This is a genomic window from Streptomyces sp. NPDC008317 (genome assembly GCF_042955955.1).
Classification (GTDB): Bacteria; Actinomycetota; Actinomycetes; order Streptomycetales; family Streptomycetaceae; genus Actinacidiphila.
In genome coordinates, this window is sequence record NZ_JBIBFQ010000007.1 from 100,720 (window position 1) to 121,391 (window position 20,672).

Below are 20,672 nucleotides of genomic sequence, written 5' to 3' on the forward strand. Positions count from 1 at the left end.
ATTAATTCCTAATTTATTTACTTAGGCACGTCCGTGGCCCGTGCGCGATCCCGCACCGGACGCCGTACTCGACCTGTCAGAGCGTGCTCTGGCGGACGGCTCCGCCCACCCCGCGGAAGACCACCAGCACGCTCCCGTCCGCCCCGGCCGTGGCCCCGGCCGACCCGTCGAGCGCCCCGCTCACGAACGCCGTGCGCGGGTACCACCCCGACCAGGTGTCGCTCGCGGCGTCGTACCCGCGCTGCCAGAGCGTGTAGTCCGAGGCCCGCGCGAGCAGTTGGACGGTGCCGCCCGCCGTGACCAGCGTGGGCGCGGCACTGATGGTGCCGCCCAGCGACGACCAGCCGGACCAGGCGCCCGAGGTGTCGCGCACCCGCGTCCACACCGCGTCGTCCGCGGCGCGCACCGCCACATGGATCCGGCCCGCGGCGTCGGCGACGGCCGACGGCCGTCCGTACAGCGCCAGTCCGTCCGGCGCGCCGATCGAGGTCCAGCCGGTGCGCGGGCCGCGGCTGCGGACCGTGCCGTCGCTCCCGGTGGCGAACAGCGTCCACCGGTCGGGGCCGTCGAAGGCGACGGTCGGCGCGTCCGCGAGCCGCCCGCCCAGGCTCTGCCAGCCGCCCCAGCGGCCGTGTTCGTAGGTCCGCCGGTACGCGGCGCCGTCCGTGCCGCGCACGAACACGTCGATCCGGCCGCCCGCGCTGCCGTACGCGGCGGGGTCGCCGAGGAACCGGCCGCGGGTGGGGCCGCCGAGGTCGGTGGTACGCGCCGGCCAGTGACCGTCCCGGCCGGTGCGCACCCGCAGTTCGCCGCCGTCGCCACGGGTGAACGCGGTCAGCGTGGCGCCGTCGCGCACCAGCGCGGGGCTCGCCGTGGACCGGCCGCCGAGCGTGACGCCGGGCGCGTCGTCGCGCCCGGTGAGCTTCAGGAAGGCGGTGCCGTGGGCCGGGACGGTGACGGTGTACGAGCCGGTGCGCGTGCCCCGGTCGGCGCGCGCCCGCAGGTCGCGTACGGCCACGTTGCCGGTCAGCCCGGCGGCGGCGAAGTCGACCGTGCGCGCGGCGGGCCGGTCCGAGCGGTTGAGCAGGACGACCGCGCGGCGGCCCGCGCCCTGGAGGACCTTGCTGTAGACGTCGCCGGTCGCGTCCGTGGCCACCCGTACGCCCTGGATCGCCAGCGGGTCCTGGTCGACGGCGAGGATCTCCGGATTGCGCAGCGTGTCGAGCATCGCCTTGGGCAGGGTGCGCGGGTCGGAGCCGATGACCAGCGGGGAGGCCATCTCCGCCCACATCACGAGCTGCGTGGTGGACTCCTCCTGCGTCAGCTCGTACGAGCCGTCGGGCATCTTCCGCATCGGGATCAGATAATCGGGGTCGTTGTAGTGGCCGGGGCCCTGCGCCTCGGGGTGCCAGGCGTTGGCATCCATGTTGCGCAGCACATTGGGCCACTCGTCCGCGGTCGGCGTGCCGTAGGCGATGTCGGTGCCACTGCGCCAGGAGTCGGCGGCGGTCGGCCCGTACACGTACGCGTTGTGCGCGTCCTGCGCCGGGGTGTGCGGCAGACCCCAGTCGTCGGTGAGCGGGTTGCACAGGTTGAGGATCATCGGGCGGCCGGACTTCGCGACGGCGTCGCTGAACTCCTTGAAGGCCGGGCCGGGATCGAGCTTTTCCGCGATGCCGCACAGGAAGTCGACCTTGACCGCGTCGATCTTCCAGGCGGCGAACTGGTCGGCGTCCTGCCGGTAGTGGCCGCGGCTGCCGAGCCCGCAGTTCGCCGGGTCGTAGTCGCCCGCGTCGGTGTAGATGCCGGCCTTGAGTCCGCGCTGGTGCAGATAGGTCACCAACGCCGGTATGCCGGAGGGGAATCGGTCCCGGTTGGCGGTCAGGCGTCCGGCGCTGTCGCGGGGCGTGTCGGCCTGCCAGCCGCCGTCGAGCCACACGATGTCGTAGCCGCTGTCGCGCAGACCGCTGCTGACGAGGTGGTCGGCGACGCTTCTGACCTGGGCCTCGGTGGGGGCGCCGAGGCCGTAGTAGGTGTTCCAGCCCATGTACGGCGTCGGCGCGAGGCCGCTGTCGTAGAAGGCGGGGGCGCCGTCGGCGGCGGTACGTGCCGGGGCGTCGGCATGCGCCGCCCCCGGCACCGCGACCGCGAGCAGTACGCCCGCTCCCGCCGTCGCCACGGCGCGCCGGGCACGCGCCGTCCCTGAACGATGCGAAGTCATGAAGGGTCTCCCGAGAGTTGGGGATACGCGGACGGCCGCCTCCCGGAACACCGGGGACCGCCGCCACGACGAAGACTGTGGCGGCGGTCCCGAACCCTGTCAACGATAATTCCTAATTAACTTAAATTTGCAGCTCCGGGTCGCTGTCCTGACCGCTTCCCCGGCCGCCGTCGCGCCCTTCCGGAGCGGGCGCCGTCCAGTTGCCGAGGAGCTGGAGCGCCTGGGCGCTCGGCGAGCCCGGCTCGACGGTGTAGACGCACAGCGTCTGGTCCTGATCGCCGGGCGGTTGCAGCGACTCGTAGGAGAACTCCAGGTCCCCCGCCACGGGATGGCGGTAGCGCTTGATCCCATGGGTGCGGCGCAGCACCCGGTGGTCGTTCCACCACGTGGTGAACTCCGGTGAGCGCAGGGTGAGTTCACCGACCAGGTCGGCGAGCTGACGGTCGTTCGGGTAGCGGCCGGCCTCCAGCCGGAGCATGGCGACGGTCTCGGCGGCGAGCTGCTCCCAGTCGACGACGCGCTCGCGCGCCTCGGGGTCCAGCAGGTAGTAGCGGGCCATGTTCCGGCGGGTCGCGGGCAGCGCGTCGAAGTCGACGAGCAGCGCGCGGGCCAGCCGGTTGGACGCCAGCACGTCGGTGCGGCGGCCGAGGACGAAGGCGGGCACGTGCTCCAGCGTCTGGAGCAGCAGATGGAGTCCCGGCCGAACCCGCTGCGGTCCGCTCGGCGCGTGCCGGGAACCTGCGGGCCTGCGGGTCAGCAGGTCGGTCAGGTGCTCGCGCTCGGCGGTGTCGAGCCGCAGCGCGCGGGCGAGCGCGTCGAGCACCTCGGGGGACGGGTTCCCGCCGCGCCCCTGTTCGAGCCGGGTGTAGTACTCGGTGCTCACCCCGGCCAGCCGGGCCACCTCGTCGCGGCGCAGCCCCGGCACCCGGCGGACCCGGCCGTCGGCGGGCAGTCCCGCCTCGTCGGGGGTGATACGGGCCCGGCGCGAGCGCAGGAAGTCGGCGGTGTCGGTGCTGCGGTCCATACCCCCAGTGTGGCGGGCGGCGCGCGGGCCGCGCGCGTCGTGACTGGCCCTGTCAGTACCTGCCTCGCCGGTGCGGGTCAGGCCGTTACCTGCCTGCTCAGGGCACTTTTCGGCGCTCCGCGGCGGCTGCCCGGGTGGTGTGCTGGACGGCAGGCGGACCGAGGGTCCGCCGCCGCATCACACCGAACACGAAAGGTGGACAGCCATGTCCGCGCACGACATCAGCAAGCCCCTCACCGGCCGGGTGGCGGTCGTCACCGGCGCCTCCAGCGGTCTCGGCGAGGCGTCGGCGGAGCACCTGGCGGAACTCGGCGCGAAGGTCGCGGTGCTGGCCCGCCGCACCGACCGGCTGGACGACCTGGTCGCCCGGATCACCAAGAACGGCGGCGCCGCGCTGGCCCTGCCGGTCGACGTCACCGACACGGAAGCCCTGCTGGCCGCCGCCGACCGGGTCGCGGCCGAACTGGGCGGCGCCGACCTGCTGTTCAACAACGCGGGCGTGATGCTGCCCTCGCCGATCGAGGAGCTGCGCACCGACCTGTGGCAGCGGCAGATCGACCTCAACGTCAAGGGCCTGATGAACGCGATCGGCGCCTTCACCCCGCAGTTGATCGCCGCCGCGGCCGAGCGCGGCGTCGCCGACCTGATCAACACCTCGTCCATCGGCGCGCGGAACATCTTCCCGACCTTCGCCGTCTACTGCGGGACGAAGGCGTTCGTGACGCATCTGTCCACGAATCTGCGGGTCGAACTCGGCCCGAAGAACGTGCGCGTCACCTCCCTGGAGCCGGGCATCGTCGGCACCGAACTCCAGACCCACGTCACGGACGCGGGCGCGCTGGAGTGGCTGGACGGCGCCCGGCGGTCGATGGAGTTCCTGGAGGCCGGGGACATCGCCAGGACCGTCGGTTTCATCGCGACGCTGCCGCCGCGGGTCAACATCCAGCAGGTCACCGTCATGCCGACGGGCCAGCCGAGCTGACCCGTCGGCAGCGCCGGTCAGTGGCCGGAGGTCGCCTTCAGACCGACCACGGCGACCAGCAGCAGCGAGACGAAGAAGATCCGGGCGGCGGTCGTGGGCTCGCCGAGCACCGCCATGCCGACCACGGCCGCACCGGCCGCGCCGATGCCGACCCAGACGCCGTACGCCGTACCGATCGGCAGCGTCTTCGCCGCCTGGGAGAGCATCAGCATGCTCGCCACAATGCCCGCGCCGGTCAGCAGACTCGGGACGGGACGGGTGAAGCCGTCGGTGTACTTCATTCCGATCGACCAGGCCACTTCGAGCAGACCTGCGACAACAACAAGGACCCATGCCATGAGGGCACCTCCGTGGGTTTCGTGCTTACGGGGGTGCGCCGTCTTTGCAGGGTCCCGGTACGACGCGCTCGTCGGGTACTCATCCGACCATAGCAAATTCCGGCAATACGGCCACCGGCCGAGGTGCGGACCGGCCGCCGTTTCCGGGACAGTCCCGGAGGCACACCCCGTATGCGTACGGCGTATACCTTGATCCTCGGCGGCACCGTTCGCGGCTGTATACGCAGTACGCTGCGTAGTGGCGGCGGCGAGGAATCCGGTGTCGCTCAGGCTGTCGACCAGGAGGTGGCGGGACCCGTGGCGGCTCACAAGCGCTTGAACAGGGACGAGCTGATTTCCACCGCGCTCGCCGTGGCCGACAGCGAAGGTCTCGAAGCCGTCACCATCCGGCGGGTCGCCCAGCAGCACGACGTGACGCCGATGGCGCTGTACCGGCACTTCCCGGACAAGGACGGGCTGTTCGACGCGGTCACCGAGCGGCTGCTGACCGACGTCCGGGTCCCGGAGCCGGACGAGCGGCCGTGGCACGAGCAGATGAACGACCTGCTGAGCGGTTTCCTCGCGGCGCTGCGCCCGCACCCCAACGCCGCCGGTCTGGTGATCACCCGGATCTTCGCCTCGGAGCCCGGTCTCGTCGTCACCGAACGCACCCTCGCGCTGCTCTCCGCGGCCGGTCTGCCGGTCGAGCAGGGCGCGCAGACCGCCGGTCAGGCGCTGTGCTCGCTGGTGACCCTGGTCATCACCGAGCCCGGCCGCAGCAATCCGGCCCTGGACCCCGAGTCCCGCGAGGAGGCCGTCAGCGCGAAGAAGGCGAGCCTGCTCGACCTCTCCCCCGACCGGTACCCGCACGTCGTGGCCGCCGCCGACGCGCTCTTGTCGTGCGCGAGCAACGACGCGTACTACCGGCGCGGTGTCGACATGATCGTCGCGGGCATGCGCGGCACGGCGCAGGACGCCCTCGCGGCCGAGGCCGTCACCGGCTGACCCGGCGCACCCTCGGGACTCGGTGCTGGAAGCCGTTACCAGGGGACGACGCCGGCGTCCTCGAAGAACCCGCCGGTCGGGCCGTCGTCGGGCAGGGTGGCGAGGCGGATGGGGGTGGCCGCGCCCTGCTGGGGGGTGCGGGGGCCGAGGAAGCCGGTGAAGTCGGTCGCGACCAGGCCGGGGCAGGCGGCGTTGATCAGGATGTTCGTACCGGCGAACTGCCGGGCGTAGTGCACGGTGACGGCGTTGAGGAACGTCTTCGTCGGCGAGTAGGCCGCCATGACCGGGCCGATCTCGACGTCCGGGTCCGCCTGCCGGGTCAGGGAGGCGACGCTGCTGGAGACGTTGACGACGCGCGGCGACGCGGAGCGCCGCAGAAGGGGCAGCATCGCGTTGGTCACGCGGATGACGCCGAGGACGTTGGTCTCCACGACCGTGCGGACCAGGTCGAGGTCGAGCGTCGTCGGGTCTTGCGTCCCCCCCGGCCCCGTCGGTCCTGAGATACCGGCGTTGTTGACCAGGGCGTCCAGGCGGCCCTCCCGCCGCTCGACGAGTTCCGCGGCGTCGGTGACGCTGCGGTCGCCGGTCACGTCCAGCGGCACCCCGAAGGCGTCCACCCCGGCGGCGCGCAGCTTGTCGACGGCGGCTTCGAGGCGGCCCCCGTCACGCGCTCCCACGCCCACCCGGTAGCCGAGGGCGCCGAGGCCGCTCGCGATCTCGTAGCCGATTCCCTTGTTCGCGCCGGTCACCAGCGCGATCTTCGTTTCGCTCATACCGTCGATGCTCGCCCGCGGCCGGGCCGCGCATCCAACACCGATACGGTGCTCTGTCATACCCGGCAGGTATCACACATACGCTGGGGTCATGGACACCTTGGAGATCCGCGAGCTTCGGTACTTCACGGCGGTCGCCGAGGAACTGCACTTCGGCCGCGCCGCCGAGCGCCTCGGCATGGCCCAGCCACCGCTGTCCCGCGCGATCCAGCAGCTCGAACGGCGGCTCGGCGTCACGCTGCTGATCCGCGACCGCCGCGGGGTCGCTCTGACCGGCGCCGGTCAGGTGCTGCTGCACGAGGGCCGCGCGGCCCTGGACGCGACGGCCGCCGCCGCGCGCCGTACCCGCCGGGCCGGTGACGCCGACCGCGCGGGCGGGGCCCGCGACCGTCTGGTCCTGGCGGTGAAGGCCGCGGCGTCCCACGAGCTGCTGCACAAGCTCCTGGACGCCTACGCGGCCGAGCCGGACGCCGCCGAGATCGAGGTGCTGCCGAGCGGCACGTGCGAGCAGGGCGAGATGCTGCGCGACGGCCGCGCCGACGTGGCGCTCATGCACAAGCCGTTCAACTCCCTCGCCGGATTCGACAGCGAGGAACTGATGACCGAGGGCCAGATCGCCATCCTGCCCGCAGGGCACCCCTTGGCCACGCGCGAGGTCCTGTCGCTGGCCGACGTCACCGACCTCCCCGATCTCCCGCTCGCCCGCTGGGCCCACGACGGCACATATCCCCCAGGCCCTGGCCCCGAGATCCACGACCAGACGCAACTGGCCCAGCTCATCGCCCTCGGCCGCACCATGGCCGTCTTCCCCGACTCCGCCCGCGCCTGGCTGTGGGCCGAGCACACCGCCGTCCCGCTCAGCGACGCTCCGCCCGTCGTCACCCACATCGCCTGGCCCGCCCACAGCCGCTCCCTCCCCCTCGCCGCCCTGGTCCGCACGGCCACCCGGCTGTGAGCCGGGTGGCCCTGGCGACCGGCAAGCGGCCGGGGCGCGGAGGTCAGGCCCGCTCGGGGAGCGCCGCTCCGACCGCGGTGAGCCAGGCGTCGGCGAGCAGGGCGTGACCGTCCGGGGTCAGGTGGATGCCGTCGTCGGTCCACTTGCGGGGACCGGCGTCGGCGGCGGCCCGCGTCATCAGCGCGTCGGCGGGGACGAGGGTGGCGGAGAAGTCGGCGGCCAGTCGCCGTACCACCGCCAGCTTGCCGTCCAGGTCGTCCCGGAAGGCCAGTTGGTCCTCGCTGACGGGCATCACGAACGGCTCGATCAGCACCAGCGCGCTGCCCCGGTCGGCGGCCTGGCCGAGCACGGTGCGGTAGTGGTCCTCGTACTCCTCGTCGGAGGTGGGGTCGTCGCTGTCGAAGCGGCGCCACACCTCGTTGATCCCGACCAGCACGGACACCACGTCGGCGCCGACCGCCAGGCAGTCCCGGTCCCAGCGGCCCCGCAGATCGACCGCGCGGTTGCCGCTGATGCCACGGTTGACGAATCGGACCCCCGAGCCGGGGTGCCCGGCCGCGTACCGCTCGGCCACCATCGCCGCGTAGCCGTCGCCGAGGGAGTCGGGCGCGTCCAGGTCACGACCGCAGTCGGTGATGCTGTCGCCGATGAAGAGCACGACACCGTCGTCCGGAACGAGATTCGGGCTGACCTGCGGGCTCAGAGGGGACGTCATGATCGGGCCTTTCCCGTGCCGACACGCGTTGCGCTGTTCGTACCACCGTTCGGATCGCCCACTGTACGGTCCCCGACCTGCCCGTTCGCGACCGGCCACCCGCCGACCAGCGGCCCGCCCAGCCGGATTCCGTCCGCACCTGCCGGTACCAACGGCGGTAGACAGCGGGTTCGACACACAGCACGGCGGCACCGGCCGCGCCGCGACGTGGCCGGCGGGGGGCGGAAACGTATGTGGGTGCTGCCCTCCGGCAAGAGCTGGACGGACGCCGCCAGGTACGCGGTGCTCGGTGTGGCCGCGCTCGTGTCGCTGTGGTTCTGGCTGATCCCGCTCATGAAGTGGCGCGGCACCCTCTACATCCTGACCACCAAGCGGGTCCACACGCGGGTCGGCTTCGTGAACAAGACCGGGCGCAGCATCCCGCTGGCCCGGATCAACGACATCTCGTTCGCCGCCTCCCTGTGGGAGCGGATCATCCGGTGCGGGACGCTCAAGATCGAGTCGGCCTCCGAGCAGGGCCTGCTGACCCTGAAGCACATTCCCGACCCCGAGGGTCTGAAGAGGACCATCTACGAGGCGATGGACGGCGACCAGGAGCACCGCTACGGCGCCGAGGAGCGGATCTCGCGTTCCCGCTGACGGGAAGACGGCAGGACGACTGGAGAGCCCCTGGGCGGCGGTGACACCGGCCAGGGGCCCTCTCGCGATCGATCCGGCTCGGACCGTCAGCCGTCGTTCTCCGACGACGGGATGTACGCGCCCGGTACGTCGTCCGGCGCGAAGATCCTGGCCTCGCCGGGGTACGGCTTGGTCCAGTTGTGCGTCTGGTACCAGGTGAGGTGGTTCATCTGCGCCGGGTTGGCGTAGTCGGGCACGGCGTTGGGGCCGGTCAGGCGCTGCTGGGACTTCCAGGTGTCCCACTGGTCCGCGAGCCGCTTCTCGGCAGCCGGGACCGCCGCCGCCGGCACCGCCGCCGCGTTGGGGTCCTGCGCCGCCGGGGTGTCGACGCCGCAGGAGGGCGGGGTGGACAGACCGTCGGTAAGCGAGGTGCGATTGGCCAGCGCGTTGAACGGCGCGAGGTCGGGCTTCTTGGTGAAGGCCGCGGTCATCGGGCTGGCCGCCGTGTCCTTCTGGTTCATCGGGTGGACCCCGAGGATCTGCTCGATGGTGCGGATCATCGTGATCTGCGAGTAGTAGTGGTTGTCGACGACGCCGTGCCGGGCGTACGGGCTGATGATCTGGATCGGGGCGCGGTGGCCGTCGATGTGGTCGAGACCGGCCTGGGAGTCGTCCTCGACCACGAAGATGGCGGAGTCCTTCCAGTACCGGCTGTGCGAGATCTCGTCGACCATCTTGCCGACCGCGAGGTCGTTGTCGGCGACCTGCGCGGCCGGGCTCGCGGGACCGCCGGTGTGGTCGCTGGAGAGCCAGAACATGTTCAGGTTCGCCGGACCGTTCTTCTCGAAGTCCTGCTTCCAGATCTGGTACCGGTAGACGTCGGGGACGCTGGTGTCGAACTTCGGGAAGCCCGGCACGGACACGGCGTTGAGCGACGGGATCGGCGAGGAGGAGTCCAGCGGGTAGGCGGTGTCCTTCCCGGTGGCGTCCATGGTCTTGGCGTCGCAGTACAGGTTCTGCCAGCTCGCGTCGGCGGGTTTGGCCAGGAACTGCTGGAACTCGCCGAAGTCCCGCACCGATTTCCCCGCCGCCTGCGCGCCGGTCCACAGGAATCCGCTTCGCTGGTGGCCGAGCGCGTCGTCCTCGGTGTCGTAACTGCGCAGGTACTCACCGGCGGAGGACTCGGTGTACTCCGGATTGTCCGCCTGCATCAGCCAGTTGTGGCCCTCGGCGGAGTTGGTGCCGATGTCGTACGTGTTGTCGTACAGCCCGAACTGGCGTGCCAGCGCGTGCTGGTTGGGTGTCACGTTCTCGCCGAACTGGGTCAGCGCCGGGTCGCCGTCGCCCTGCGGGAGGTCGCCGAGGATCTGGTCGTAGGTCCGGTTCTCCTTGACGATCAGGAAGACGTGCTTGATCGTCGAGGGGTCGCCGAGCCGCGCGGGGACCGGCACCGGCTTCGCGTGGCCCTTGGACGCGGCCTCCTTGAGCGAGCCGTTGGTCCAGCCGTTCTGCCGGAAGACCTTGGCCGTCTGGGACGCGATGACACGGTCGTTCGGCAGCGTGAAGTGCTGCACGCTCGACGTGGTGTCGTGGGTGCCGTGCCCGGCGGCGGTGGTGGGCCGACGGGCGTCCACGCCACGGGTGTTGGAGACGACCACCTGCTTGCCGACGGTCGCGATCTCGGCGGGGAAGTAGTCCGTCGGGAGCAGTCCGACGTAACTGACCGGCTCCTGCGGGGTCGTGTAGCGGTAGACGGCGACGGCGTTGGCGCGGCCGAGCGTCACCAGGAGGTGCCCGTCGTCGGTGAGGGTCACGGCGTCGGGTTCGTAGCCCACCGACGCCTCGGGCCACGGCCGGGTGGCGATGGTCTGCACGACCTTGTCGTTGGCCGTCCTGATCACCGACACGTCGTTGGTCGCGGTGTTGGTGACGAACACCGCTCCCTTCTTGGCGTAGACCGCGGTCGGGTGCAGCCCGACGGTGATGCTGGCCGGCGCGGCGTCGGGCTTGGCCAGGTTGATGACACTGACCGTGCCGGTCGTGGTGGCGGCGGTCACCGGGTCGGCGGCCACCTGGGTGTTGTACGAGTTGATGGTGGTCTCGCCGGGACGCGCCGGACGTCCGCCCTCGTTGCTGACGTACAGCTTGTCGCCGACCCGGGCGATGCCGCGCGGGGCGTTGCCGACGGGCCAGCTCCGCTGGACGAATCCGGTCGCGGCGTTGATGGCGACCACGCGGTTCTGGCCGTTGACCACGCTGTACACGGTGGCGCCGTCGGGCGAGAAGACCGCCGCGCTCGCCAGCGCGTGCCGGGGACCGTCGGCGGGGATCTTGACGGCCGTCGGGTGGGCGAGGCTGCCGTCCGCGTTCACGGTGAACTTGGTGTATCCGTCGGTCTGGCCGAGCCACAACTGCGAGCCGTCGGGCGAGTACGCGGGGCTTTCCTGTCCCACGTCATTGCCGCTGATCCGCAGATCGGCCGCGGCGGAGTTGCCGATGAGCTGCTGCACCTTCCAGCTCTTCAGGTCCACGACGGACAGCGCCATCCCGCCGTCGGTGACCGCGGCCGCCAGGTGGGTGCCGTCCGGGCTGACGGTGGACGACATGATCTTGCCGTTGTTGACGACGAGGCGCTCGCCGTACGGGGCGATGTACTGGTCGCTGGAGATGACCTGGCCCCGGTCGGTGGTCTGCCCGACCTGCTCGGTGCCGAACTGGTGCGTCTGGGCGAACGCGGTGCCGGTGGCGGCGAGGGCGAGGGCGCTGACGCCCGACGTCACCAGGACCGCCCGGCGTCCGACGCGTTTGCCGAAAATGCTGAACTCCGGTTTCTCGGTACGCCTTCGGCGGCGAGCTACCTGCATGGAGTCATCCCTTCGAGGAGTGGAGCAGTTCGACGTTGCCGTCGAACTGCCAGAGCGGGTTCGGCGCGTCCCCGACGGGGGTGCGCACGAGGAAGTAGCCGTTGACTTCCTTCGGCCCGTCGCCGTCGGCCACGAACCGCCCGTCCGCGGTGACGTCGAGCTGGTAGACAGCCGTCCCCGCGGCCGTGACGTCGGGGAGATGCCAGGTGACGACGCAGCGCCAGTCGTTGCCCGGACCCTCGGCGGCGACCTGGCCCCCGCCTCTGTTGCACGCCGCGGTGACGCGCAGGTGCTCCTCCGTCACGTCGGGGCGGTTCAGGTCGCCGGCCTGGACGCGGTAGAGGTGGGCGAACGCGGTGGCCACCGACCGCTGGATCTTGTCCTGGTCGATTCCGGAGCCCGTCGACGGGGTCGCCACGGCGATGACCGCGAAGGTCGCGGCCAACAGGCCGGTCAGCGGCAGGAGTCCGGCGGTGACGGCACGGCGCCCCGAGCCGTCGGAGGTGAGGTCGGTGAAATCGCGGCGCAGGAAGAGCAGACACGCGAGTCCCGTCGCGACCACGGCCCACACCACGCTCACCGCGATGCCGATCAGCAGCGGTTCGAGCTGTCCCGGACTGGTGAACAGACCGTTCCACGAGAGGAAGGCGTAGCCGGGCAGGGCCAGGCGCAGGGCGACGGGCAGCGGCAGCATCTGGGCGAGCTGCATCGCGAGCGCGACGAGCGCGGGCAGGAGCAGACCCATCGGGGACCGTCCCAGCGCGATCGACCCGAGGAGTCCGATCGCGGCCAGGGCGAGGGTCGGCGCGACGACACAGGCCCAGGCGAGGAGGACGTCCCGCGCGGCGTCGGAAGGCGCCAGCAGGTGCCCGTCGAGGCCGACCAGCGGGTGGTTGCCGACCGACAGCAGCCCGCCGACCACGCCGGAGGCGGCCAGCCCGGCCACGAGCAGCAGGATGACGGTGAGGCTGGCCAGTGCCTTCGCGGCGAAGATCCGCCCGGGCGACCTGACCGCCACCAGCAGGTGCCGCCAGGTGCCGAGCCGGTCCTCGGAGGCGAAGACGTCCCCGGCGACCAGCGAGGTGAGCAGCGGGAGCGCCCAGGTGCCGGAGAAGCCGAGCACCACCAGCGATCCGGCCCACCCCGTGGCATGCATCCAGCGGCCGAAGAGGGTGTCGGAGGGGAGCGTGCTCTGCTGGCTCACCGCGGCGACGAAGAGCGCGGGCGCGATCCAGCAGGCGAGCACCAGCAGGCGGATGCGCCACTGCGACACCAGCTTGACCAGTTCGAAGCGGTAGGCGCGGGCCACCGAGACGCGGCGGACTCCGGCCCCGTCGTCGTGGGCGTCATGGGCGTCATGGCCGTCAGCCGGGCGGTCGGTCGCGGACACGGTCGCGGTCATCGGGCCGCCTCCTGCTCGGTGAGGGCGAGGAACGCGGCTTCGAGGGGCGATTGCACCGGGCCCACCTCTCGTACGGCGACGCCGTCACGGACGATCCGCGCCACCAGGTCGTCCAGGGCCGGCGTCGGCGCGCGGACGACGAGGACGTCGGCGCCGCGCCATGTCGCGGCCTCGTCCACGACACGCACACCGGCCGTGTCATGGGCCAGCCGGCTGGCGGCCCGCTGGTCCGAGGTCAGCAGCCGGTAGTCGAGTTCGCGGCTCTCGGCGGCCAGCTTGCCCAGCGGGCCGGAGAAGACGGTCCTTCCGGTGGCGAGGATGGTGACGTCGGAGCACAGCGCTTCGAGGTCGTCCATGCGGTGGCTGGAGAGCACGACGGCGGCGCCCTCGGCGGCGAGCCGGGTGAGGACACCGTGGACGTGCTTCTTCCCCGCCGGGTCGAGGCCGTTGGACGGTTCGTCGAGGACGAGCAGCCGGGGTGTGGTGAGCAGGGCCGCGGCGAGTCCGAGGCGCTGCCGCATGCCGAGGGAGAACCCGCGCGCCTTGTCGTCGGCGACGTCGGTGAGGCCGACCTGGTCGAGTACGTCGTCGATCCCCGCCGTCCGCGCGGCGCGTCCGCGCAGGGCGGCCAGCGCGGCCAGATTCTGCCGGGCGGTGAGCGAGGGGTACAGCCCCGGCCCGTCCACGAATCCGGCCACCCCCTCGGGAGCGGCGAGCAGCCGGCCGATCGGCGTGCCCAGGATGTCGAGGTGCCCGGCGTCGGCGACGGCCAGGCCCAGGAGCAGGCCCAACAACGTGGTCTTGCCTGCGCCGTTCGGTCCGACCAGGCCGTGGATCCGCCCCTGCGCGACATCCAGATCCACGCCGTCGAGGGCGACGACGTCACCGAAGCACTTGGTGATCCCACGAGCCCGGACAGCAAGGAGAGTGTCCATGAGTCCCTTCTTTCACAGCCCTCAGGGACCCTAGGGACAGCACAATGCGCCGTCATGGACTACGAGTTGAACGCTGGAAGAACGACAGGAGACCCGCTCGCGGTGCACGCGTGCCCCGCCCCGAGCCGCCGCACGCCGCCGCGCCGACGACCGCGACGGCGCCTTCCGCGACTACATCGCGGACTCGGCCAACAACGTGATCCGCCGGGTCGACGCGCGGACCAGGACCATCACGACCGTGGCGGGCGACCATACTGCCGACAAGGCGGACGACGGCCTCGGCGCGTTCTCCGGCGACGGCGGCGCGGCGACCTCCGGTCGACCGGTCCTCGGACCTGCTGTACCTCGCCGACACACGCAACAGCGCGGTCGCCCAGGTGCTCGGTGTCGCCCGGTCCGGTGGCGCGGCGGGGCCGACGGCTCCGCGCGGTCGCGGCGCCGCCCCGCGCGGTCCCGCCCCGCAGAAGTCCTGACCGGGTCCCACGAGACGGAGAGAAGACAGACGATGAGCAACACCGCTTCAGGCCGCTCGGGGATCTCCCGGCGCCGCTTCGTCGCCAGCGCCGCCGCGCTGGCGGGTGCCGCCGGAGTGGCGGGCGTGCTGCCCGAGAACCTCGCGCGGGCCGCGACCGCGGGGCCGGCCGAGGGGGACCTGTCCCAGATCAAGCACGTCGTGTACGTGATGATGGAGAACCGGTCGTTCGACCACTACTTCGGCGCCTTTCCCGGTGCCCGCGGCTTCAACGACAAGACGGCGATCAAGCTGCCCAACGGCGACTCGGTCTTCCGGCAACCCGATCCGGCCAACCCCGACGGGTACCTCGAACCGTTCCACATGTCCACGCTCAGCACCGGCGCCGCCGCGATCCCGTCGCTCTCCCACGACTGGCGCGACCAGCACGCCTCGTGGAACCAGGGCGCGATGGACGGCTGGCTGTCCGCGCACATCGCCTCGGACGGCGAGGTCAACGGCGCGTACACGATGGGCTACTTCACCCGCGAGGACATCCCGTTCCACTGGGCGCTCGCCGAGTCCTTCACGCTGCTGGACAACTACCACTGCTCCGTTCTGGGCCCGACCGACCCGAACCGGCTGGTGTGGATGTCCGGCACCAATGACCCGGAGGGCAAATTCGGCGGCCCCGTGCTGGAGACGGTCACGCCGAACCCGATGACCCACCCGTCGGCGGCGGAGATCCTCCACGACGCGGGGTACAGCGTCAAGACGTACTTCTCCGGGGCGACCAGCGGGTTCAACGTCTTCGCCTGGTTCGCCAGCTTCAAGAACAAGGCGACCCTGCCCGTCGCCCTCCACAACGCCGTCATGACCGGCGGCACGCTCTACGGCGACGGCACACCGGGACGGGTCGGCGATCCCACCCACCCGTCCCCGGCGTCCGACCCGGCGCTCGGTTTCGAGGAGGACTGCGCCAACGGCGTCCTCGCGGACGTGTCCTGGCTCTACATGCCGAGCGAGGCCGACGAGCACCCGCCGAATCTCCCGGCGGCCGGCGCGCAGTACCTGGCGTCCAAGCTGGAGGCGCTGGCCTCCAACGAGGAGCTGTGGAACTCGACCGTCTTCGTCCTGAACTACGACGAGAACGACGGCTTCTTCGACCACGTCCCGCCGCCCGTCCCCAACCCCCGTACGTACCCGGAGGAGTTCGTCCACCTGACGTCGCCGAAGGGCACTCCGGGCGGGGGGCTGCCGGTCGGCGCGGGCTTCCGCGTGCCGTGCGTCATCGTCTCCCCCTGGACCGTGGGCGGCCGGATCTTCTCCGAGGTCTCCGATCACACCTCGGCGCTTCGGTTCATCGAGACCATCACCGCGGCGGGCGGCCTGTCCGGCCACGGTCCGGTGACCTTCACCCCGATCAGCAAGTGGCGCCGCCGCACCTTCGGCGACTTCACCGGCGCCCTCCGCCTCCAGGACCGCAAACCCGCTCCGACCAGCCCGGAATTCGCCCCCGCCACGACGGCCGCCCACCTCGCCGCCCAGACCGCGGCCTCCACCCAGCCCATGCCCGCGCGACCGGGCGCCACCCAGTCCTTCCCTCCCCCGCGCTGACCCGCCGGGTGCGGCGGGTCCATCTCGGGCTGTGAACGGGCCGCGTCGCCCGCGCAGGCCGTCAGCGCCCAGGCCGGCGGCAGGGCGCCCGCCATCGCCAGGAGACCGGGGAGGGGGCCGGGCGGCGCGATCGAACACACCGGGAGAACATCCGCGCGCCGGGAGGCGGGAAAGGCTCAATACCGGGGCACACGGAGTCGGTAAGGCCCGGAGGCCGACCTCACGGGGGAGCACGCGCCGGGCCCCGACCAGGGCCTATTGGTCATACCTTAATCAGTTACTATGGGGTCGTCCGCGTCTAGGGAAGGAACCCTTATGGCCGCTCGCCGTCCGACAGCGAGGACCGAGGACGGTCAGTCCGGCCGGCTCCTCAGCCCCGTGAACGACCGCCGGATCTCCGCGCTGATCGTCGACCAGGTGCGCTCGCTCATCCATGAGGGCAAGTTGACGCCGGGCGACCGGCTCCCTCCGGAACGCGAGATGTGCGAGCGGTTCGGGGTCAGCCGGGTGACCGTGCGCGAGGCGCTGCGGGTGCTCGAGGCGGGCGGACTGGTCGAGATCCGGGTGGGCGCGCACGGCGGGGCGTTCGTCACCACGCCGACCAGTGACCGGATCGGGGCGAGCATCACCGATCTGCTCACGCTCTCCTCGGTGTCGGCGGCCGATGTGACCCAGGTCCGGCTGGTCCTGGAGGTCGGCATCATGCCGCTGCTGTGCGCGACCGCGGACGACGAGGACATCGCCGCGCTCCAGGCGATCTGCGACCGGCAGGAGGAGGCGGTCGCGGGCGGCGACTACGACGTGTCGCTGTCCGCCGAATTCCATACGCGGCTGGCGGCGAGCACGCACAACACCGCGTTCGAGATGCTGATCCACTCCTTCCACGGGCCGCAGTTGATATCACCGGCGACCGCGCAGCGGACAGCGCCCGAGAGGGGCAAGCGCGGCATGGAGGAGCACCGGGCGATCATCGCGGCCATCCGGGCGGACGACGTGGAGACCGGGCAGCGAATCATGCGCGAGCACCTGAGCAGGACCGCGGAGCGGCTCTGCCTGGACGAACCCAAGGCGGCGGGGCGGCGCAAGAAGCAGTAGGAGGCCGGCTTCCGGCACGCGTGGCCGAGCCCCCTTCGACGCGGAGATCCGCGCCGAAGGGGGCTCCGGCGTTCCCGGCCCCCCCCCGCCCGCCCAGGTCGGCGGCATCGGAGCGCGGGCGGCGGGCACAGCAGTACGTCGGCGGGCGGGACCGGCGGGCCGGCGGGTTGCCGGTTGGAAAGACGATCAGCGTCGAGGAAGCGACTCTCCCGGGATGCTGTCGGGCCGACCCCGCCCGACACCATGCTGCTGCACCTGTGCCGCTATTGCAACTCTCTCGCAATAAGGTCATAGGGTGGGTCGCGGCACGTATTCTCACTCTGTCGAAAGGGGCCGTGCCTGATGGGCACCTACGCGCTTCCTGACATGCCGTACGACTACTCCGCTCTGGAACCGGCCATCACCGGCGAAATCCTGGAGCTGCACCACGCCAAGCACCACGCCGCCTACGTCAAGGGCGCCAACGACACGCTGGAGCAGATCGCCGAGGCCCGCGAGAAGGAACAGCTCGCCCCGGCCCGGCTCGTGGGCCTGGAGAAGACCTTCGCCTTCAACCTCTCCGGCCACGTCCTGCACTCGATCTTCTGGGAGAATCTGTCCCCCGACGGCGGCGACCGCCCCGACGGCGCGCTGGCCACCGCCATCGAGGAGCACCTCGGCGGATTCGAGGCGTTCAAGAAGCACCTCACCGCCGCCACCGCGTCCGTCCAGGGCTCCGGCTGGGGCGTCCTGGCCTGGGAGCCGCTCGGCAAGCGGCTGATCGTGGAACAGGTCTACGACCACCACGGCAACGTCGGCCACGGCGCCACCCCGCTGCTGGTCTTCGACGCCTGGGAGCACGCCTACTACCTCCAGTACAAGAACGTCCGCCCCGACTACGTCACCAAGCTCTGGGACCTCGTCAACTGGACCGACGTCAGCGCCCGTTACGCCAAGGCCACCGGCGCCTGACCCTCGTAGCACGCCGCACACCGGACGCCGTACGCCGCAGGGGCACCGCCGACCACGGCGGTGCCCCCGGCCGCTTCCCTGTCACTCCCCCACCGTTCCCGCGCGGCCAGGAACTGCCGCGCGCGGTCCCGTCGTCTCCCCTGACGCGTCGCGACGGACGCGCCGAGGGACGGCAACAGGGGGGCGGCACGGTGGAGTTCACCAGGAGCGGGCGGCTTCGCCGCAGCGGCAGACGCCGGGTGGGGTGGGGGGCACCGGCGGCGGTCGGCGCCGTCGTATGGGCGGTGCTCGCGCGCGGCGATTCCCGGCAGACGGCGCATATCGCCCCGCTCCTGGCGGTGTTGTCCGTCCTCGCGGGTGCGCGGTCGCCGCGGAGGGCGAGTCGGCCGTTCCGGCTGCGGGTGGACGAGTACGGGATCACCCTCGATGAGCACCGGCTGGGCTGGGGTGAGATCGAAGGGGTCGGGCTGCGCTACGGACCGGCGGACCCGTCGGGGGCGTCCAACAGGCCGTCGCCCTCGGGCCGTTGGCCGGGCTCAGCGGTCTGTACGGCAGCGGTTGGCTCTTCTTGCGGTGGCTGCGTCCGCTGCGCCTGCGGATCGGCCCCGAGGGCATCGCGATGCGGGACTTCGGCGCCACCGACCTCGTCTTTCGCTGGGACCAGATCGCCGCGGTCACCGTCGGTCCGCGCCCGTACACCTCGGAAAGGCACCTGTGGCTGCTGGTCTGGCCGGTCCCCGGAGAGAGGTTCGCCCTGCCGCGCACCCACGTGGTCGACGGCCATGAGACGTACACCCTGGTGGCGGTGCGCCGCCTGCGCGGGCCCGGCGAGGTCGAACCGGTCGTCAGGTACTTCGCCCGCCGCCGCTACGCCCAACCGGCCTGACCGCGCCTGGCCACGTCCGAACCGCTCGACCGGTGCGCCGGGACCCGCGCACAGGGTCCCGGCGCACCGGCGTGTCCGGGATCGCGCCCGTCCACGCACCTCTTATTGAAAACGATATCCATCTCCATATAGTGTGGTGGCTCGCCCGTCCGCCCACCTCACGGAGGACCGTCATGGCCGTTCCCAAACGCAAGATGTCTCGCGGCAACACCCGGCACCGGCGCGCCCAATGGAAGGCCGTCGCACCACGGTTGGTCACCGTCACCATCGACGGCGTCGCGTACGCGGTCCCCCGGCGGCTCGCCAGGGCCTACGAGCGCGGCCTGCTCGACCCCGCGCGCTGACCCGACACCGCGGCCGGAGAAACCGGACCCCGCAGCCGACGACTCACCACGAGGACACCTCCATGAAGCCCGACATCCATCCCCCGTACGGCCCGGTCGTCTTCCGCGACAAGGCCGCCGACTTCGCCTTCCTCACCCGCTCCACCGCCACCAGCGACACGACGGTGGTGTGGGAGGACGGCAGGACCTACCCCGTCATCGACGTGGAGATCTCCTCGCGGAGCCACCCCTTCTACACCGGCACCGCCCGCGTCCTGGACACCGCGGGCCGCGTCGAGCGCTTCGAGCGCCGGTACGCGCGGCGGGGTCCGCGATGACGCGGGGGTACGACCGGCTGCCGGTCGTCGTGGTGGCCGGTATGCACGGCGACGCGCGCCGCACGGTCGTCGGGCAGTTGCTGTCGATGGTCCCCGACAGCGTCGCCCTGCACCACGACCTGTCGCGGGCCGCGGAACGCGGTGTCGTGCACCGTACGGTGCACGACGCGGACGGCCTCGTGTCCGAGGGCGAGACACCGCTGGTCAACGACTGCGCGTGCTGCGCTCTGCGCGAGGACCTGGTGCCGGAGCTGGAGCGGCTGGCCGCGAGCGGTCTGACGCGGCTCGCGGTGGTGGAGCTGTGGGACTCCGTCGAGCCGCAGGGGATGGCCGAGATCATCGCCGAACTGGGCTCCGGCTTCCTGGAGTTGGCCGGTGTCATGACGGCGGTCGACCCCGCTCTCGTCCTGCCCTGCCTGGCCAACGGCGACGACCTCGGCGACGCGGGCCTCGCGGTGGCGCCGCAGGACCGGCGCACCGTCGGCGACACCTGGGCCCGCCAGTTGGAGTACCCGCCGGTGCTGGTGGTCGTCCAGGACGAGGAGCCGACCGACGAGGAGCGCGCCCTGCTGCGTCAACTCCACCCGACAGCGCGGCAGGTGGCGGCGGGCACCACCGAGCTGGCCAGGATGGCCTTCGCCGGTTTCGACGTCGCAGGCGCCGCCGCCGCGCAGCACCCCGCCTGCTCACGGCTGCCGCAGGAAGCGGAGGAGGCCGGGGTCGGCACCCTGGTCTGGCGCAGGCGCCGCCCCTTCCACCCCGGCCGGTTGTACGCGGCACTGGAGGATCTGGCCTGCGCCGCCGCCCGCAGCCGTGGCCGCTTCTGGCTCGCGGACCGGCCCGACACGCTCCTGGCGTGGGACGCGGCCGGTGGCGCACTGTGCGTGGAGAGCGTCGGCCCGTGGCTGGCGTCGCTGCCGGACGCGGCCTGGGAGCTGGAGTCCCCGGTCCGTACGGCCGCCGCGTCCCTCGACTGGGACCCGGAGCACGGCGACCGCTGCCAGCATCTGGTCTTCACCTCCCCCGGCCTCGACCGGTCGGGACTCGAAGACCTCCTGGACTCCTGCCTGTTGACGGACGCCGAGTACGCGGCGGGCCGCGCCGGATGGCGGACCCTCCCGGCCGCCTTCGACGAACTGCTCTCCCCGCTGTCCTGATCCGCCCTTTCCCCCGGCCGGAGCGGCCGGGACCCGAACCGAC

The 20,672-nt window shown here is 71.9% G+C and carries 19 protein-coding genes and 1 riboswitch; of the genes, 11 read left to right on the forward strand and 8 right to left on the reverse strand.

Translation table 11 applies throughout. The annotated features are described in order from the left end of the window. Positions 1–76 precede the first annotated feature (76 nt). Together ACFY9V_RS23085 and ACFY9V_RS23090 are read right to left on the reverse strand one after the other, a co-directional pair. Positions 77–2,221, reverse strand: a complete 2,145-nt coding sequence (locus ACFY9V_RS23085; protein ID WP_391162656.1) for a glycoside hydrolase family 27 protein — start codon at positions 2,219–2,221, stop codon at positions 77–79. A 121-nt stretch (positions 2,222–2,342) separates the two neighbouring features. Then, entirely contained in the window at positions 2,343–3,245 is a 903-nt protein-coding gene (locus tag ACFY9V_RS23090) for a helix-turn-helix domain-containing protein (protein WP_391047806.1), read from the reverse strand. Between the two features lie 205 nt (positions 3,246–3,450). Here ACFY9V_RS23090 and ACFY9V_RS23095 point away from each other — a divergent pair, with 205 nt between their 5' ends. Next, a complete protein-coding gene (locus ACFY9V_RS23095) occupies positions 3,451–4,227 on the forward strand; it encodes an SDR family NAD(P)-dependent oxidoreductase (protein WP_391162657.1) in 777 nt (258 codons plus the stop codon). A 17-nt stretch (positions 4,228–4,244) separates the two neighbouring features. Here the strand turns inward: ACFY9V_RS23095 and ACFY9V_RS23100 are convergent, their stop codons facing one another. Further along, entirely contained in the window at positions 4,245–4,565 is a 321-nt protein-coding gene (locus tag ACFY9V_RS23100) for a multidrug efflux SMR transporter (RefSeq protein WP_188280976.1), read from the reverse strand. A 32-nt stretch (positions 4,566–4,597) separates the two neighbouring features. Continuing rightward, positions 4,598–4,668, reverse strand: a riboswitch (guanidine-III (ykkC-III) riboswitch). Between the two features lie 194 nt (positions 4,669–4,862). Here ACFY9V_RS23100 and ACFY9V_RS23105 point away from each other — a divergent pair. Continuing rightward, positions 4,863–5,549 (forward strand): TetR/AcrR family transcriptional regulator, encoded by a 687-nt coding sequence (locus ACFY9V_RS23105; protein WP_355334974.1) that lies wholly within the window; start codon positions 4,863–4,865, stop codon positions 5,547–5,549. Between the two features lie 35 nt (positions 5,550–5,584). On the opposite strand, the gene ACFY9V_RS23110 is transcribed toward ACFY9V_RS23105, so the two are convergent. Next, the gene (locus ACFY9V_RS23110) at positions 5,585–6,322 is read right to left on the reverse strand and encodes an SDR family NAD(P)-dependent oxidoreductase (RefSeq protein WP_391162659.1); all 738 of its coding nucleotides are present in this window, start codon (positions 6,320–6,322) and stop codon (positions 5,585–5,587) included. A 91-nt stretch (positions 6,323–6,413) separates the two neighbouring features. On the opposite strand from ACFY9V_RS23110, the gene ACFY9V_RS23115 reads away from it, so the two are divergent. Continuing rightward, positions 6,414–7,277, forward strand: coding sequence for a LysR family transcriptional regulator (locus tag ACFY9V_RS23115; RefSeq protein ID WP_391162660.1), 864 nt, complete (start codon positions 6,414–6,416; stop codon positions 7,275–7,277). Between the two features lie 43 nt (positions 7,278–7,320). Here ACFY9V_RS23115 and ACFY9V_RS23120 read toward each other — a convergent pair whose 3' ends face one another. After that, entirely contained in the window at positions 7,321–7,992 is a 672-nt protein-coding gene (locus ACFY9V_RS23120) for a GDSL-type esterase/lipase family protein (protein WP_391162661.1), read from the reverse strand. 231 nt (positions 7,993–8,223) lie between these two features. On the opposite strand from ACFY9V_RS23120, the gene ACFY9V_RS23125 reads away from it, so the two are divergent. Continuing rightward, positions 8,224–8,631, forward strand: a complete 408-nt coding sequence (locus ACFY9V_RS23125) for a PH domain-containing protein (protein WP_391162663.1) — start codon at positions 8,224–8,226, stop codon at positions 8,629–8,631. A gap of 86 nt (positions 8,632–8,717) precedes the next feature. On the opposite strand, the gene ACFY9V_RS23130 is transcribed toward ACFY9V_RS23125, so the two are convergent. The 3 genes from ACFY9V_RS23130 to ACFY9V_RS23140 are packed head-to-tail and all read right to left on the reverse strand — an operon-like array spanning position 8,718 to position 13,811. Beyond that, positions 8,718–11,474: an alkaline phosphatase family protein gene (locus ACFY9V_RS23130; RefSeq protein ID WP_391162664.1), complete on the reverse strand. Its 2,757-nt coding sequence runs from the start codon at positions 11,472–11,474 to the stop codon at positions 8,718–8,720. 4 nt (positions 11,475–11,478) lie between these two features. Next, positions 11,479–12,876, reverse strand: a complete 1,398-nt coding sequence (locus ACFY9V_RS23135; protein ID WP_391162666.1) for an ABC transporter permease — start codon at positions 12,874–12,876, stop codon at positions 11,479–11,481. Continuing rightward, a complete protein-coding gene (locus tag ACFY9V_RS23140; RefSeq protein WP_391162667.1) occupies positions 12,873–13,811 on the reverse strand; it encodes an ATP-binding cassette domain-containing protein in 939 nt (312 codons plus the stop codon). The genes ACFY9V_RS23135 and ACFY9V_RS23140 overlap by 4 nt, the downstream gene beginning before the upstream one ends. Positions 13,812–14,316: 505 nt before the next feature. Here ACFY9V_RS23140 and ACFY9V_RS23145 point away from each other — a divergent pair. From ACFY9V_RS23145 to ACFY9V_RS23175, 7 genes are all read left to right on the forward strand, one after another. Continuing rightward, positions 14,317–15,879 carry an alkaline phosphatase family protein gene (locus ACFY9V_RS23145; RefSeq protein ID WP_391162668.1) on the forward strand — a complete coding sequence of 521 codons (1,563 nt, stop codon included), beginning with the start codon at positions 14,317–14,319 and terminating at the stop codon, positions 15,877–15,879. 315 nt (positions 15,880–16,194) lie between these two features. Then, positions 16,195–16,974: an FCD domain-containing protein gene (locus tag ACFY9V_RS23150; RefSeq protein WP_391162669.1), complete on the forward strand. Its 780-nt coding sequence runs from the start codon at positions 16,195–16,197 to the stop codon at positions 16,972–16,974. A 342-nt stretch (positions 16,975–17,316) separates the two neighbouring features. Next, positions 17,317–17,925, forward strand: coding sequence for a Fe-Mn family superoxide dismutase (locus ACFY9V_RS23155; RefSeq protein ID WP_391047834.1), 609 nt, complete (start codon positions 17,317–17,319; stop codon positions 17,923–17,925). 526 nt (positions 17,926–18,451) lie between these two features. Next, on the forward strand, positions 18,452–18,811 hold the full coding sequence (locus ACFY9V_RS23160) for a hypothetical protein (protein WP_391162670.1): 360 nt from the start codon (positions 18,452–18,454) through the stop codon (positions 18,809–18,811). Between the two features lie 173 nt (positions 18,812–18,984). Further along, the gene (gene rpmF, locus ACFY9V_RS23165; protein WP_391162671.1) at positions 18,985–19,155 is read left to right on the forward strand and encodes a 50S ribosomal protein L32; all 171 of its coding nucleotides are present in this window, start codon (positions 18,985–18,987) and stop codon (positions 19,153–19,155) included. Between the two features lie 62 nt (positions 19,156–19,217). Then, entirely contained in the window at positions 19,218–19,472 is a 255-nt protein-coding gene (locus tag ACFY9V_RS23170) for a type B 50S ribosomal protein L31 (protein ID WP_355335009.1), read from the forward strand. Further along, on the forward strand, positions 19,469–20,629 hold the full coding sequence (locus ACFY9V_RS23175) for a GTP-binding protein (RefSeq protein ID WP_391162672.1): 1,161 nt from the start codon (positions 19,469–19,471) through the stop codon (positions 20,627–20,629). Before ACFY9V_RS23170 ends, ACFY9V_RS23175 begins: the two co-directional genes overlap by 4 nt. Positions 20,630–20,672: the final 43 nt, after the last annotated feature.

Excerpts from the sequence above, each read along its gene's own strand:
- ACFY9V_RS23120 (WP_391162661.1), bottom strand. The coding sequence starts at position 7,992 with ATGACGTCCCCTCTGAGCCCGCAGGTCAGCCCGAATCTCGTTCCGGAC.
- ACFY9V_RS23140 (WP_391162667.1), bottom strand. The coding sequence starts at position 13,811 with ATGGACACTCTCCTTGCTGTCCGGGCTCGTGGGATCACCAAGTGCTTC.
- ACFY9V_RS23170 (WP_355335009.1), top strand. The coding sequence starts at position 19,218 with ATGAAGCCCGACATCCATCCCCCGTACGGCCCGGTCGTCTTCCGCGAC.
- ACFY9V_RS23110 (WP_391162659.1), bottom strand. The coding sequence starts at position 6,322 with ATGAGCGAAACGAAGATCGCGCTGGTGACCGGCGCGAACAAGGGAATC.
- ACFY9V_RS23125 (WP_391162663.1), top strand. The coding sequence starts at position 8,224 with ATGTGGGTGCTGCCCTCCGGCAAGAGCTGGACGGACGCCGCCAGGTAC.
- ACFY9V_RS23085 (WP_391162656.1), bottom strand. The coding sequence starts at position 2,221 with ATGACTTCGCATCGTTCAGGGACGGCGCGTGCCCGGCGCGCCGTGGCG.
- ACFY9V_RS23090 (WP_391047806.1), bottom strand. The coding sequence starts at position 3,245 with ATGGACCGCAGCACCGACACCGCCGACTTCCTGCGCTCGCGCCGGGCC.
- ACFY9V_RS23115 (WP_391162660.1), top strand. The coding sequence starts at position 6,414 with ATGGACACCTTGGAGATCCGCGAGCTTCGGTACTTCACGGCGGTCGCC.
- ACFY9V_RS23095 (WP_391162657.1), top strand. The coding sequence starts at position 3,451 with ATGTCCGCGCACGACATCAGCAAGCCCCTCACCGGCCGGGTGGCGGTC.
- rpmF (WP_391162671.1), top strand. The coding sequence starts at position 18,985 with ATGGCCGTTCCCAAACGCAAGATGTCTCGCGGCAACACCCGGCACCGG.
- ACFY9V_RS23175 (WP_391162672.1), top strand. The coding sequence starts at position 19,469 with ATGACGCGGGGGTACGACCGGCTGCCGGTCGTCGTGGTGGCCGGTATG.
- ACFY9V_RS23145 (WP_391162668.1), top strand. The coding sequence starts at position 14,317 with ATGAGCAACACCGCTTCAGGCCGCTCGGGGATCTCCCGGCGCCGCTTC.
- ACFY9V_RS23130 (WP_391162664.1), bottom strand. The coding sequence starts at position 11,474 with ATGCAGGTAGCTCGCCGCCGAAGGCGTACCGAGAAACCGGAGTTCAGC.
- ACFY9V_RS23100 (WP_188280976.1), bottom strand. The coding sequence starts at position 4,565 with ATGGCATGGGTCCTTGTTGTTGTCGCAGGTCTGCTCGAAGTGGCCTGG.
- ACFY9V_RS23155 (WP_391047834.1), top strand. The coding sequence starts at position 17,317 with ATGGGCACCTACGCGCTTCCTGACATGCCGTACGACTACTCCGCTCTG.
- ACFY9V_RS23150 (WP_391162669.1), top strand. The coding sequence starts at position 16,195 with ATGGCCGCTCGCCGTCCGACAGCGAGGACCGAGGACGGTCAGTCCGGC.
- ACFY9V_RS23135 (WP_391162666.1), bottom strand. The coding sequence starts at position 12,876 with ATGACCGCGACCGTGTCCGCGACCGACCGCCCGGCTGACGGCCATGAC.